The organism is Pseudarthrobacter sp. TE3704 (genome assembly GCF_056279405.1).
In genome coordinates this window covers 135,392-148,860 of record NZ_JBWCCJ010000007.1, presented here as the reverse complement: position 1 = coordinate 148,860, position 13,469 = coordinate 135,392, and the positions used below count along the sequence as shown (strand labels likewise).

The window sequence follows — 13,469 nt, the reverse complement described above, 5'->3', positions numbered from 1 at the left end:
CCGAAATAATCCACGTTTGAACGAGAAGCCCGGTTCGGCCGCCCACCGCCGGGGACAAGCGTTGTGCAGGACTTTGTTTGTTGGGACTTGCTACTGGGTGCGCCGGGGTATTGCCGCTCCAAGTCCGCGGGATATCCCTCTACCGGCGGCCACAACTGCGGGCACAACTGAGTTTAGGTTCACGGTTCCGGCTGCAACTACAACGGAGAGCGCGGCCACGCACTCCCCGGAGGTACCGAAAATGGCCGTCGCCACGGATTGGGCGTCCCGGCTCGTCTCCTGATTTACCAGCGCAAATCCTTTCCGCCTGTATTCGCCCAAGTCGGTTCGAAGCTGCTCGGGGTCGGTGATGGTGGTTGGTGTGTATGCCTTCAGGCCCTCGGCGGTGACTTGTTGGAAGAGGCTCTCACCACCGTGGGCTAAAAGGACCTTACCGACGCCGGAACTGTGCAGCGGCAGCCGGCCGCCAACTTGGGATACCAGCCCGAGTGCCTTGGATGTGGACATTCGCTCCACAACGACCGCTTCGACGCCTTCGAGCACCGCCAGTTGGACGTGTTGCTGCAGGGCAGCGTGGAGATCCTCCATAAACGGTAAGGCGACGGTGCGGAGGGGAAGAGTGCGGGGGGCAAGTGTGCCCAGTTCCCAGACCCGGATACCGATGACGTACTTACCCTCGTCAGTGCGCTCCAGCAGGCCTTCCGAAAGTAACTCCAGTACGAGCCGCCGCACGGTGGCGTGGGGCATTCCAGTGCGTCGGGTGAGATCGGCGAGAGTCAGGCTGGCACCGCCCGACCTGAAGGCAAAAAGCAGGGCGCTGAGGCGCGAGGCTACGCTGCGTCCGGGTTCGGTATTGAGCGGCATTAGACCTCCAGGCGGGGTGGCAACAGCGATTAATTGTTCGTTGAATGAACATCATCATCGCACGCCAGTTAGGGGCACGGACTATGGATTAACCCCAACCTCACAGCACCGAGTGTTGGCGATATGACACTCCCCCCGGAAGGCGATAAACATGAGTACTGAAACGAAGAGGACAGCGGAGCCGGGAGGTCCCCGCATCGTCATTCTGGGCGGCGGGATTGGCGGGCTGGCGGCAGCCGGTTTCCTGCACCGTGCCGGTCTGACCGCGACAGTTTACGAACAGGCCCCGGAGTTGGGTGCTGTTGGAGCCGGCCTGGTTGTCTCTCCCAACGCTGTTCGTCTGATACGTCGGCTCGGTCACATTGATGCGTTCCTGGAGACTGCCGTGCCCCTGGATGTGGGATGGGAGTTCCGTCGCTGGCAGGACGGCGCAGTCCTCTCTGCAGAGCAGCTCACAGGCAGGTGCGAGGAACTGTACGGCGAACGCACCTATGTCGCCCACCGCGCAGATCTGCTGGATGCGGTCAAAGCCGCGGTCCCTTCCGAGTGGTTGCGTCTGGGCAAACGCTGTGTAGAAGTTCGCCCGCACGAGAACGGCGCGAAGCTCACCTTTGATGACGGCACCACCGCCGATGCAGACATCCTTATCGGCGCCGATGGAGTCCACTCGGTGGTGAGGAACGCGATTGCTGACACCGGACCGGCAGAATATTCGGGCATGTGCGCGTACCGGGCGATCGTGCCCATGGAGGATGCGCCTGAATTTGCACGTCGGGCTGCCCAGACGTTGTGGATCGGTCCGGACCACCATTTGGTGCACTACCCGATATCGGGGGGCAGCGCCGTCAATATTGTGGCTTTCGGTCCCGCCGGGGACTTCACTGCGGAATCATGGAGCACGAAATCGACGGTCGATGAACTGCTTGCCGAATTTGACGGCTGGGATGGCCGGCTCACGGAGCTTATCCGGGCGGCCGGCACTCCGGGACGCTGGGCACTCCTGGACCGCGAACCGTTGACGCAGTGGTCTTATGGCCGGCTCACCCTGCTCGGTGACGCCGCCCATCCCATGTTCCCTTTCTTCGCCCAGGGCGCTGCCCAGGCCATCGAAGACGGAGCTGCCCTGGCACAGTGCCTGGCTGACGACCCAGAGGACCCGGCCCGCGCCCTTCGGACCTATGAGCAGGTGCGCATCAGCCGGACGACAAAAATCCAGCAGCTCAGCCGCGCCCGCAAACACATCAACCACCTGCCCGACGGCCCAGCTCAACGAGAGCGCGACGACGCCCTGTCCCAAGGCGATCCGCTGCTCAGCAACGGCTGGCTCTATGGTCATGACGCGGAGCTCGCAGCGAGGGAGGCGTTGGTCTGATGCCTGCTTTTGAACATGTGACCCTGGGACAGCGGGTGCTGTTCGGTTCCGGCAAAGCAGCTGAAAACCTCGCCGCAGAGGTCTCGCGGCTGGGATCCAGGCGTGTCATGGTGATCGCCGCCGAATTCGAGGCACAGATCGCTGCCGACGTGGCCGCCGGAATCGACGTCGCGTCCTTCTACGACGACGTCGCACCCCACGTACCCATCGAGAAGGCAGAAAAGGCACGTTCTGCAGCCGAACAGCTAGGCATTGACGTACTCGTCTGCGTCGGCGGCGGCTCAACCACGGGCTTGGCCAAAGCCATTGCCATGACCACCGGGCTGCCCATCATCGCCGTCCCGACAACCTATGCCGGATCCGAAGCCACCAACGTCTGGGGACTGACCGAAGCATCCCGAAAAACCACGGGTGTGGACGACAGGGTCCTGCCTCTCACGGTGATTTATGACGCAGCCCTGACGCTGTCTCTCCCCGTGGACCTGTCCGTCGCTTCAGGCCTGAACGCATTGGCCCACTGTGTTGATTCGATGTGGGCTCCACGTGCTGACCCGATTAATCAGGCGCTGGCCGCGGAGGGAATCCGCGCGCTGAACCAGGGCCTTCCGCTGACCAAGGATGACCCGTCAAGCCTCTTGGGCCGCGAACAGGCCCTGTACGGGGCGTACCTTTCCGCGGTTGCCTTTGCTTCCGCCGGCTCAGGGATGCACCACAAAATCTGCCACGTCCTGGGCGGGGCCTACAACATGCCCCACGCCCAAACACACGCCACCGTCCTGCCCTACGTCCTGGCATTCAACGCACCCTGCGCGGCGGATGCGGAGGCAAGAATCGCCGCCGCCTTCGGAACCGACAACGCCCTCAACGGACTCAACACCCTGCGCCAGACCCTTAGCGCACCCAAGGCCCTGAAAGACCACGGCTTGGCCGAAGAAAACATTCCCGAAGCGGTCCGGCTGATCCTGCCGGCAATCCCCGCCTCCAATCCGCGCCCGGTCACGGAGGAAAACCTCGAGGAACTCCTCCGCTCCGCCTACTCGGGCACCACCCCCGGACTTTAAGGAACCCCTCATGAGTATCCAGTCGTCAACACAGCAGATCTCCGCCGAGCAGGTTGCCGTCGAGCAACAACTCGTGGACACCGTCGCCGCATCCTTCAGCAAGGCCGAGGACCAGCGCCTGAAGCAGCTCATGCAGTCCCTGACCAGGCACCTGCACAATTTTCTCCGCGAAGTGCGCCTCGCAGAGGAGGAATGGAATGCAGCCATCGAGTTTCTCACCGCGGCCGGGCACATCACCGATGACAAACGCCAGGAATTCGTACTCCTCTCCGACGTATTCGGAGCGTCCATGCAGACCATCGCCATGAACAACCAGGCATACAAGGATGCAACCGAAGCTACGGTCTTCGGCCCATTCTTTGTCGCAGACGCCCCGGAAATCCCCATCGGCGGAGACATCGCCGGAGGTGCCAACGGCCAGCCATGCTGGGTAGAAGGCACCGTTACGGACACCGAGGGGCGCCCGGTCCCCGGCGCCCGCATTGAAGTCTGGGAAGCCGACGAAGACGGGTTCTACGACGTCCAGTACGCCGATCAGCGTGTGGCAGGCCGCGCACACCTGAATGCTGATCAGGACGGGAAGTACGCCTTCTGGGGCCTCACTCCTACCCCCTACCCCATCCCCCACGACGGGCCTGTCGGTAAAATGCTGGCAGCCGTGGGCCGCTCCCCCGTACGCGCTTCGCACCTGCATTTCATGGTCACCGCTGACGGCCTGCGGCCCCTGGTGACGCACATCTTCGTCGAGGGAGATCCTCAGATCGAAATTGGTGACTCAGTGTTCGGCGTCAAAGACTCGTTGATCAAGAAATTCGAAACACAGCCCGCCGGCACCCCCACCCCTGACGGCCGCGACCTGGACAACCAGTCCTGGGCCCGCACGCGCTTTGACATCGTCCTCGCCCCGGTGCACATCTGAGATGACCGTCACCAGCTCATCGGCCGATAGGGCGGTGCCGGACCTTGTGTCCGGCTCCGCCTTATCGCTGTTCTGTGCGGTGGCCCTAAAAAAGGCCGTGGAAGAGCACGTCCTGCCGGCCTTCATGCGGGCGACCGGAACAACCGTGGATGTTCTCTTTGAGCCGACGGGTCTGCTCCTGCAGCGGATTGAAGCAGGCGCGCGGCCAGGGATCTTCGTAGGAACAACAGGGTCGCTGGAGGCCTCTGCTGTCACTGACATCTTCGACCTGCCATCGTGTAAGGCGGTCGCGAAGTCGGGAATAGGAGTGGCGGTTCCCCCGGAAGCCCGCCGCCCCGATATCGGCTCAGTTGACGGGCTCATCGGCGCCCTGACCACCGCACGCTCTGTCGCTTATTCGCGGCACGGACCGAGCGGCATCTACTTTGCACGCCTGCTTCGGGACCTGGGCATAGCGGACCAGGTGAATTCCCGGTGCACCATTGTTGACCAGGGCCCCACCGCCTACGCTCTCATCGACGGACGGGCTGATATCGCCATCCATCAGCTAAGTGAACTGATGCTCGTCCCCGAGGCAGCGGTCATTGGCCCACTCCCCCACCCCGTCCAGCATTACACTGCGTTCTCTGCGACGATATCGCGCACGGCTCTTAACGATGCCTTGGCCTCAGCCCTCTTTGGCTTCTTATCCGGCCCGCTGGCTGCACGCGCCTACCGTGCCAGCGGCCTGCAGTCCCCCTGACAAGGGACACCTTCCAGCGGACCCAGCAGGGCCGGCTTCAGTTGCCCAGCAGGGGCCGGTCGTCCGGCCCTGCTGGGTGCCTTAATTGACGGGTTTGCCGACGGGGACGTGAACCCTTGGAGAGGCTACGCGACACGCTCCCGGCCACGCCCGTTACATACGAACCGGGCGGTGTTTCTCCTGGCCAATCCTCCGGTGAAGCCGACTATCTGCAGCGTGTTGGCGCGAGCGGGATTCTCCGACTCCGCTGCCGGAGCACATTCCCGGGGGCCGCCCGGACGTCCCCGGGGACTGCCCGGACTGCCCAAAGCCCGCAAGTAAGCGGTCCCAAGGCATTAGCCCGGGGACCGCTTACCCATGCAGCTGACCCATCATTTTTCGTGATGTGCAGGGGCCTCGCACATCCGGAACGCCTTGGCCGGTTATGCCCTGCCGTTGACTCCTCTGCGGGCCACGATCACGGAGGCCGACACTGCTGCGAGCAGGGCCACCCCGTTGAAGACATTCGCCACCCAGGTCTGGGCGCCCATCAGAGTCAGGCCGTTGCTGCCCACGGCCAGGAGAAATGCGCCGACGACTGTGCCCCATACGTTGAAGAAGCCCGGGCGTATGGTGGCCGCCCCCAGGAATGCGGCGGCGTAGGCCGGCAAGAGGAACTCCGGCCCCAAGGTGGGCGGTGCACTTCCGGACCGGGATGCCAGCAGGAATCCGGCAAAGGAGGCAAGCAGCGCTGCCAGCACGAACGAGGATGTGAGGTAGCGCTCGGTTCGCACGCCACTGAGGCGGGCTGCCGGGCGACCCATGCCCGTGGCCCGCAGGTATCGGCCGAAAGGTGTGCGCTCCAGCAGATACCAGACGGCGAGCACGAGAACGAGGGCGTACGCGATGACGATCTGGATCCGGGAGCCGGGCACGGATGTGAGCCTGGCGAACTCGTCCGATTCAAGGGTCATCAGTGATCCGCGGGTAAGCAGCAGGTTCAGGCCGGCAAGAATGGTGGCCATTGCCAAGGTTCCGATGAAGGCATTGATGCCGATTTTGACGACGAAGAAGGCGTTCACGGCTCCGACCAGCAGGCCGAAAACGAGAGTTCCTGCCAGTACCAGCGGCAGGGGCAGCCCGGCGTTCGATAGGGCGATGGAGAGAATTGAGGAAAAGCCCAGGACCGCTGCGATGGAGAGGTCAAATTCCCCTGCGGCCAGGGGAAGGATGGCCGCCAGGGCCAGGATGATGGGTATGGACTGGTCGGCGACGATTGCCACGAGGTTCCCTGACGTCGGAAAGGTCCGGGGCATCAGCAGCGCAAAAATGGTGAAGAGGAGAACCAGGAACACGATAACGCCGTAGCGGGTGAGAAATGCGGCCGGCCCTGGTCGGGTACGAGCCGGGCCCGGCTTCGGCCGGGCTTTCGTGATGGTGGAAACCATTGCTGTGGTGATCCTTTTCGTGGAGGGTGACTGGCTGCGGGACGTCATTGGTCCGCGCCGGCACAGAGGAGGGCAAGCTGTTTTTCGGTGATTTCGTCGGGGCCGGCGGCGGAGGCGGCAATGGCTCCGCGGTCCAGGACGATGACGCGGTCGCACAGGCCAACGAACTCATCAAAGTCGGTCGATGCGACGACGACGGCTTTTCCAGTTGCTGCGAATCCGCGGATGATGTTCCATATTTCCTGCTTGGCCAGGGCGTCGACGCCTTGCGTGGGCTCGTCGAGCAGGAGCACTTCCGTTGCCCGGCTGGCTGCTCTGGCGATAACAACCTTCTGTTGGTTACCGCCCGAGAGGGTGCTGATGGGCGACCGGATGTCCCCGGTCTTGACCTGGTAGGTTTCGGCAAGACCCTGGGCCGAAAGGGATTCGGATTTCAGGCGCAGGAGTCCGCCTTTGAAGAAGGTGTCCAGGCTGCCCATGGTCAGGTTGTCGTTGGTTGCCATGCCGAGAATGCATCCTTCGGCCCGGCGGTCCTGTGGCACCGAGACGACACCCCGTTTCACCGCGGTTCCCGGGTGCGTGGGCTGGTACGGCTGGCCGTTGAGCTGCATTGTTCCCTGGTGTGGGCGTTGCGCGCCGGAGAGCAGGCGGATTAGCTCGCTCCGCCCGCACCCGACGAGCCCTGCCACGCCGAGGATTTCACCTGCCCGGATTTGCAGGCTCACGTCCTGGAGCGTGGTTCCTTGGAGGTTGTTGGCCTCAAGCACGACGGGTGTTCCGCTGAGGTCGGTCCGGCGTGGTTCTTTGGCTGCGATGGTTTGTCCTACGACCCTGGAGACGATGTCGGGGATCTGCAGGTGTGCTACCGCCTCTTCCACCACGAGTTCCCCGTCCCGAAGGACGATGAGGTTGTCTGCCAGCCGCTTGACTTCTTCTGTGCGGTGGCTGACGTAGATGACCGTGCCCCCGTGGTCGCGCAGTCGCTCAACGGTGGCCATGACTGCGTGGACTTCATCGGCGGGAAGTGATGCCGTGGGTTCATCTAGGACCAGAACGTTCCTGGCGAACACGTCCTCGTCTTCGCCGTCGTGCTGGAACGCCCGGGCCATCCCGACCATGGTCCGTAGGGTCGGGCTGAGGTCAGCGACTTTGGTTTGCGGGTGAACCGGCAGGTCGAAACGTTGCAGGACCTGGGCGACATATTCGTCCTGTTCCCGCTGGGCGATGGGACCCAGTGCGAAGGGGGCTCTGAAGCGCCCGACCATGGCGAAGTTGTCCGATATGGTCAAGGGCTCCACCAGCCCGACTTCCTGGTGGAGGAACCGCAGCCCCAAGGCGTGGGCGCGCTTCGGTGTCAGGTGCCCCGCGATCGGGGAGCCCGCGATGGTGATCCGGGATCCGGGATCGGGTCGGTATATTCCCGCGAGGACCTTGATCAGCGTCGATTTGCCGGAACCGTTCATGCCCAGCAGTGCGGTGATCTTTCCGCGTTCGAAGCCGGTGGTCACCGACTTGAGTGCTTTAGTGGCGACAAAGGAGATACTCAGGTCCTCGCATGCGACGGCGTAGTTGATCATCTTGGTGTCCTGGATCCGGGGCCGGCTGCTACTTGGCCGATTTCCAGGCGGTGAGGAACGCGTTTTTCCAGTCCGCGTCGCCATCCCATGGCACCGTAGTGACATTCGAGGGGGTGATCAGCTTGTTCGGCACCGTCCGCTGGCGTTCGGCGTCTGCAAGGGAACCGCTGAACAAGCGGTTCATTTGATCTACTGCGCTGTAGGCGATCCATTCGATGGAGTACCCGACGGAGCCGGAGACCGGTTTGTCGCCTGCCTGCAGGTCTTTCAGGGAGGACGGGTCCGCGTTGTGGGACACGATCTTGATGTCGGGATTGGACGAGCGTTCGATGACGGGGGTGATCGCGGTGACAACAGGATCGTAGGCTGCCCAGATCGCGTTAATGTCGGGGTTGGCCGTCAGTGTGGCCTGGAACTCCTGGGGCAGGGTGGTCTGCAGTCCGGACAACTGGAATTCCATTTCCTTGACGATGGTGCAGGAGGGGCAGAATTCCTTTAGTCCTTCCGTGAAGCCTTTATGCCAGCCGATGACGGCAGGGAACTGGGGATCATTGATGGTGACGACGCGGCCGAGGCCCGCGGTTTCAACGGTGAGCAGGGCGGCGTTCATGCGGCCGGCCTGGACGTTGTCCGTGCCTGTTTGCGCATCAGCGAATTCCTTGGAATTGGGTTCCATGGCGTTGACGACCTTGATCCCGGCGGCCCGGGCGAGGGCAACATCGTCCTTGACCAGGATTTCCGGAATTGCCCCGAGCACGATGCCGTCGACTTTGAGCTGCATGGCTGTGCGGATGGCCTGACGCATCTTTTCAGGGTCCCCGGCCGGGTCGATCATGCGGGTGTCCCAGCCCAGCGTCTTGCCGGCCTCCTGTACGGAGTCGGCCACCCGCTTGCACCCTTCTGCCGCGTAGGTGCAGGGGATGACGACGATGGAGATGTCCTTGGCGATGGCAGGTGAGTCGGAGGCCAGAGTCGCCTCTGTGACTTTCGACTGGGACTTTTCGACAAAGTCCTTCGCCTGCGCCAACGCCTGCTGGCCGGCGCCGTCAAGGCCTTGGTCTGACTGGCCGGGAGAGGAACCTGCGCAGGCGGCCAGGGAGAGGATCAGTGCGGTGGAGGCCCCAAGCGTCAGCGCTGAGGACCTGATTCGATTTTTGGGCATGTTCTTCCTTCGACGGTGTGAAGCAGCGGATGTGTGTGCGGTCCCCAGCCGGGGACCGCACGGTAGAACACGGCAGGGGTGAAGGGGCGGGCTAAGAGGCCGAGCCAACTGGTTGTGCCGCGACGCCCTGCAGCGCGGCCCGGATTTCCTCGACTGTGGCTGTTTGCCCCAGCAGCGAAAAGGTCTCAAGGGTGGCCTCATGGGCGGCATCCGTTGCCGCAGCGCAGGCATCCGAGACGATGACCGCACGATATCCGAGATTCACGGCATCCCGGGCCGTTCCTTCGACCGTGATGTTGGTGGCCACACCGGTGAAGAGCACCGTCTCGATGCCGAGGCGGCGCAGGATCGAATCCAAGGGCGTGACCGGGAACGCGGAAGTGCCGGGGTGGCTGACCACCGGTTCAGAATCCAGTGGAGCCAGCTCCTCAATGATCTGCGCTCCGGGGCTTCCTTCCACGAGGGCGTTCAGGTCCTTGATGGCGTGGCTGAGCCCGGTGTTCATGACGAGTTCGGGGTAGCCGGCCTGGAAGGCGGCGCGCGCCCAGATGACCGGCACGCCGGATTTCCTGGCGGCTTCCACCAGGGCGCGGGTCCTGTCGATGACGCCGTGCCGTTGGACGGCCTCGGCGAAGAAGGGAGCGAACGCCCCGTGGGCGGTGACGATGTCCTGTTGCCAGTGCACGTTTACCAGTGCCGTGCGGGCGGGATCCAGCTGCAGCTCGTTGGTGGTCATGGCAGTGTCCTACTTTTCGTTCGGGCTGATGATGTAGTTGCTGAAGCCGCCGTGGCGGTTCTCGATGCCGTTGATTGCGTCGTTGACCTTCGCGAGCGGGTAGACCACGTTTTCGAGGATGGACAAGTCGACCATGCCGTTGGCAGCCATGGCTGCCATGTCCTGGCCCTCCCCTGCGGTGAACCAGACGGAGCCGATCAGCTGCTGCTGCTGGTCCATCATGTGGTGGACGTCAATGGGGACGTCCCCTGCGGTGGCTCCGATGTTGACGGCCTTTCCGCCGCGGCGCAGGGATTTCATGCCCTGGATGAAGGGCTCGTGGGGTGTGCCGGGGCCAAGGGTGCTGATGTGGACGTCGACTCCGCCGTCCGTGACGCTGTGTACCCATTCATCGATCGGTCCGTCGAGGCTGGAGAACGTCTGGATCCGTTCGGGGGCCAGGGCGCGGACCCTTTCGAGCAGGGCGTGGTCACGACCGGTGCCCAGGATTTGTGTGGCGCCGAGGGCGAGTGCGTACAGGGCGGCGCCGAGGCCGAGGGTTCCGCTGATGCCGTTGATGAGCACGGTGGTGTCGGTCCCGACGTTGGCTTTACGCAGGGCGGAGTACGCGGTGCCAAGGTAGCCGAAGCGGGCAGCGTGTTCGAAGCTGACCGAATCCGGCAGTTTAACAAGCGCATACTGCGGGGCGATCATGTACTCGGCCAGTCCACCGTAAGGGTAGCGGTCCAACATTTTGGTAGCCGTCGGCGTGAAGCCAAAGTAGCCGGAGAACGCGTAGCTGGTGCAGTTGATATGGTCTCCGCGGCGGCAGGCCAGGCATCCACCGCAATAGCGACCCGGGTTGACGTACACCCGGTCCCCCGGCGCGAACCCGTGGACGTCGGAACCTACCGCTTCGACGACGCCCGCCGGGTCGAGGCCGAAAATGGCCGGCAGGGCCGGAAGGGGGTTCTGGGGAAACCAGGTCGTCCAGTTCGCGAGAATGTTCGCGAGGTTCGGCACGATGTTGCAGGCCTGCACAGATACCCGCACATCCGCCGGGCCGGGCTCGGGAAGGGGTACCTCCTCCAGCACCATCGGCGCTCCGACCTCGTGCATACGGGCTGACATCATTGTCCTGGTCACTGTTCACTCCTGTGAGATGTTTGAGGGCCGGCATCACGCCGTTGACTTCAATATAAGAGCCTCTGATGTGACGGGTGACACGCATGCCCACTCAGTGGGAAACTAAACTGCAAGAGGTGAATAAGATCCTCTGACATCCAAGGAGCGTCCAATGGCGGGCAACAGCTCAACTCCCGGGCAGTCGGTGTCCGCGAAAATTTTTCTCGTTCTGGACGCCTTCGCCGGAGAGCGCACGGTGCTGTCGATGTCCGACATCGCACGTTTCACTGCCCTGCCCACCAGCACGGTCCATCGCCTCATCCAGGACATGGTCACCTGGGGCGGTCTCGAGCGCACATCCGGCGGCGGCTATGCCATCGGAGTCAGGCTCTGGGAGATCGCGGCAAGGTCCAACCGCAGCTATGGCCTGAGGGAGGCGGCCATGCCATTCCTCCAAAGCCTCTGGGAAACGACGAAGGCGCATGTGCTCATCGCCGTCATGGACGGCACTGATGCTCTTTTGATAGAGCGGATCGCCGGAACCCGTGGTGTGCCCGCGGCCGGCCGGGCCGGGGGCAGGCTGCCTCTTCACGCAAGCTCCTCCGGAAAGGTCTTGCTGGCATACGCCGAACCTGAGATCCGGGACGCCGTGCTGGCTTCACCCTTGGCCCGTTACACAACGAATACACATACCGACCCGGAGGTCCTTCGTCTGGAACTGGACCGCATCAGGAGCGACGGCGTGGCCACGTCAGAAAATGAACTGACCCCGGGTTCAGTTTCCTGCGCGGCCCCCGTATTCGGTCCGCCGGAAGTGGGTATCGCTGCGGTTTCACTCCTGAGTTCACCAGGGGCCAGGGATCTGAAAGAGATGAAACTCCTCGTGCAGATGGCGGCGCGCGGACTCTCCCACGCCCTCGCCGGCAGTCACGCCGCCTCCACCATCAGCCCCCGTCTGCACCGGCAGGCAGGGAGCCGGGCGGTATAGGGCAGGGTAGCCGCCGCAGCACGCCTACCGCAGCGGTTCAGGCCCGTCGGCCAGAAGGTTCTGGACGCAGGCCTCCATGGTTTCGCGCAGGCGCCTGATCTGGGCGTCGCTGAGCCCGGCGAGCATCTGCTTCTCGATTCGGTCGGCGGCTTCCTCGCTGCGTGCAAGGACAGCTTCGCCCGCGGCCGTGAGGAAGTTACGCAGAATCCGCTGATGCCCCGCATCAGCACGCCGCTCGATGAAACCACTGCGCTCGAAAGCGGCGACCATTACCTGCATCGACTGAGCTGTGACGAAAGACCGGCGGGCCAGCTGGGCCGATGAAAGGCCCGGACTTCTTCGCAGGATGCTTAGGGCGGCGTATTGCGGGGTGGTCAGCCCCTGTTCCTGCATGATCGCGTCCAGGTCCCGCCGGACCGCGGACTCCAGGCGCTTCACCAGATAGGTCACACGGGCGTGCGGTTCGTCAGTAATGTGCTCCCCGTGACGGCCGGCGCCGGAAACTTCTGCAGACATGGTTGACAGCTTATCAGAATGCCTGATACCACTTGTATCAGAAACACTGATACTCCTCCCGGAGCTCGCCCCATCCTGTGATGGGCCGACGCCGGGACCACATCCACCCCACCCATTCCGCTGAAGGATTGTCATGACAGTTGAAAACACCACCCCCGAGGAGCCCTGGGGCAACACCGTTCTGGTCGAGTTCGACGAGAACCGCATCGCCTGGATCCGCTTCAACCGCCCGGAAAAGCGCAATGCGATGAATCCGACGCTGAACCGTGAAATGTACGCCACGCTCGAATACCTCGAAACGGATGACCGGTGCGCAGTCCTGGTCCTGACCGGAACCGAAGAGTCCTGGTCCGCCGGGATGGACCTGAAGGAGTATTTCCGCGAAACGGACGGCAAGCCCCGTTCAATACAGAACAAGGTCCGCACCGAGGGGACGAACTGGCAGTACCGCAAACTGCTCAGCTACCCCAAGCCGACCATCGCCATGGTCAGCGGCTGGTGCTTCGGTGGTGCATTCGTGCCCCTGGTCTCCTGCGACCTGGCCATCGCCGCCGAAGATGCAACCTTCGGCCTTTCCGAAGTGAACTGGGGCGTCACTCCCGGTAACCTGGTGACCCGGGCCCTGGCCGAGACCATCCCGACCAGGGACGCGATGTACTACATCATGACCGGCGAACAGTTCGATGGCCGCCGGGCCTCCCAGATGCGGCTGGTTAACGAGGCCGTCCCGGCCGATCAGCTGCGCGAACGCACCATCGCGCTGGCGAAGCAGCTGACCAGCCTCAGCCAGTGGGTCGTACGCGGTACCAAGATGGGCTTCCGGCACTCCCGGCTCATGTCTTGGGAAACTGCTGAGGACTTCCTGTACGCCAAGCACGATCAGGCCATCCTCTTCGACACCGACGCCAGGGAACAGGGCATGACGCAGTTCCTGGACGAGAAGACGTACCGGCCCGGCCTGGGCACCTACACCACCGCGACCGCAGAGTAAGGAGTCCGTG

13 protein-coding genes are annotated in these 13,469 nt (G+C 63.3%); 6 read left to right on the top strand and 7 right to left on the bottom strand.

Features of this window, described 5'->3' with window-relative positions; all coding sequences use genetic code 11:
* Positions 1-90: 90 nt before the first annotated feature.
* Positions 91-864, bottom strand: a complete 774-nt coding sequence (locus ACZ9BC_RS18270) for an IclR family transcriptional regulator (RefSeq protein WP_476247163.1) — start codon at positions 862-864, stop codon at positions 91-93.
* 151 nt (positions 865-1,015) lie between these two features.
* Between ACZ9BC_RS18270 and ACZ9BC_RS18265 the strand changes: the two genes are divergently transcribed.
* The 4 genes from ACZ9BC_RS18265 to ACZ9BC_RS18250 are packed head-to-tail and all read left to right on the top strand — an operon-like array spanning position 1,016 to position 4,958.
* Positions 1,016-2,236 carry an FAD-dependent monooxygenase gene (locus ACZ9BC_RS18265; protein WP_476247162.1) on the top strand — a complete coding sequence of 407 codons (1,221 nt, stop codon included), beginning with the start codon at positions 1,016-1,018 and terminating at the stop codon, positions 2,234-2,236.
* Positions 2,236-3,297: a maleylacetate reductase gene (locus ACZ9BC_RS18260; RefSeq protein ID WP_476247161.1), complete on the top strand. Its 1,062-nt coding sequence runs from the start codon at positions 2,236-2,238 to the stop codon at positions 3,295-3,297. The genes ACZ9BC_RS18265 and ACZ9BC_RS18260 overlap by 1 nt, the downstream gene beginning before the upstream one ends.
* Positions 3,298-3,307: 10 nt before the next feature.
* Entirely contained in the window at positions 3,308-4,216 is a 909-nt protein-coding gene (locus ACZ9BC_RS18255) for a dioxygenase family protein (protein WP_476247160.1), read from the top strand.
* A 1-nt stretch (position 4,217) separates the two neighbouring features.
* Positions 4,218-4,958: a molybdate ABC transporter substrate-binding protein gene (locus tag ACZ9BC_RS18250; protein ID WP_476247159.1), complete on the top strand. Its 741-nt coding sequence runs from the start codon at positions 4,218-4,220 to the stop codon at positions 4,956-4,958.
* Between the two features lie 422 nt (positions 4,959-5,380).
* Here the strand turns inward: ACZ9BC_RS18250 and ACZ9BC_RS18245 are convergent, their stop codons facing one another.
* The 5 genes from ACZ9BC_RS18245 to ACZ9BC_RS18225 form a co-directional block, all read right to left on the bottom strand.
* Positions 5,381-6,385, bottom strand: coding sequence for an ABC transporter permease (locus ACZ9BC_RS18245; protein ID WP_476247158.1), 1,005 nt, complete (start codon positions 6,383-6,385; stop codon positions 5,381-5,383).
* 44 nt (positions 6,386-6,429) lie between these two features.
* Positions 6,430-7,962, bottom strand: coding sequence for a sugar ABC transporter ATP-binding protein (locus ACZ9BC_RS18240; RefSeq protein ID WP_476247157.1), 1,533 nt, complete (start codon positions 7,960-7,962; stop codon positions 6,430-6,432).
* 28 nt (positions 7,963-7,990) lie between these two features.
* Positions 7,991-9,124 (bottom strand): sugar ABC transporter substrate-binding protein, encoded by a 1,134-nt coding sequence (locus ACZ9BC_RS18235; protein WP_476247156.1) that lies wholly within the window; start codon positions 9,122-9,124, stop codon positions 7,991-7,993.
* A 91-nt stretch (positions 9,125-9,215) separates the two neighbouring features.
* Positions 9,216-9,860: a cysteine hydrolase family protein gene (locus ACZ9BC_RS18230; protein WP_476247155.1), complete on the bottom strand. Its 645-nt coding sequence runs from the start codon at positions 9,858-9,860 to the stop codon at positions 9,216-9,218.
* A gap of 9 nt (positions 9,861-9,869) precedes the next feature.
* Positions 9,870-10,985: an alcohol dehydrogenase catalytic domain-containing protein gene (locus tag ACZ9BC_RS18225; protein WP_476247154.1), complete on the bottom strand. Its 1,116-nt coding sequence runs from the start codon at positions 10,983-10,985 to the stop codon at positions 9,870-9,872.
* A 151-nt stretch (positions 10,986-11,136) separates the two neighbouring features.
* Between ACZ9BC_RS18225 and ACZ9BC_RS18220 the strand changes: the two genes are divergently transcribed.
* Positions 11,137-11,952: an IclR family transcriptional regulator gene (locus tag ACZ9BC_RS18220; protein ID WP_476247153.1), complete on the top strand. Its 816-nt coding sequence runs from the start codon at positions 11,137-11,139 to the stop codon at positions 11,950-11,952.
* 24 nt (positions 11,953-11,976) lie between these two features.
* Here ACZ9BC_RS18220 and ACZ9BC_RS18215 read toward each other — a convergent pair whose 3' ends face one another.
* The gene (locus ACZ9BC_RS18215; protein ID WP_476247152.1) at positions 11,977-12,468 is read right to left on the bottom strand and encodes a MarR family winged helix-turn-helix transcriptional regulator; all 492 of its coding nucleotides are present in this window, start codon (positions 12,466-12,468) and stop codon (positions 11,977-11,979) included.
* Between the two features lie 133 nt (positions 12,469-12,601).
* On the opposite strand from ACZ9BC_RS18215, the gene ACZ9BC_RS18210 reads away from it, so the two are divergent.
* Positions 12,602-13,459 carry a p-hydroxycinnamoyl CoA hydratase/lyase gene (locus tag ACZ9BC_RS18210; RefSeq protein WP_476247151.1) on the top strand — a complete coding sequence of 286 codons (858 nt, stop codon included), beginning with the start codon at positions 12,602-12,604 and terminating at the stop codon, positions 13,457-13,459.
* Positions 13,460-13,469 lie beyond the last annotated feature (10 nt).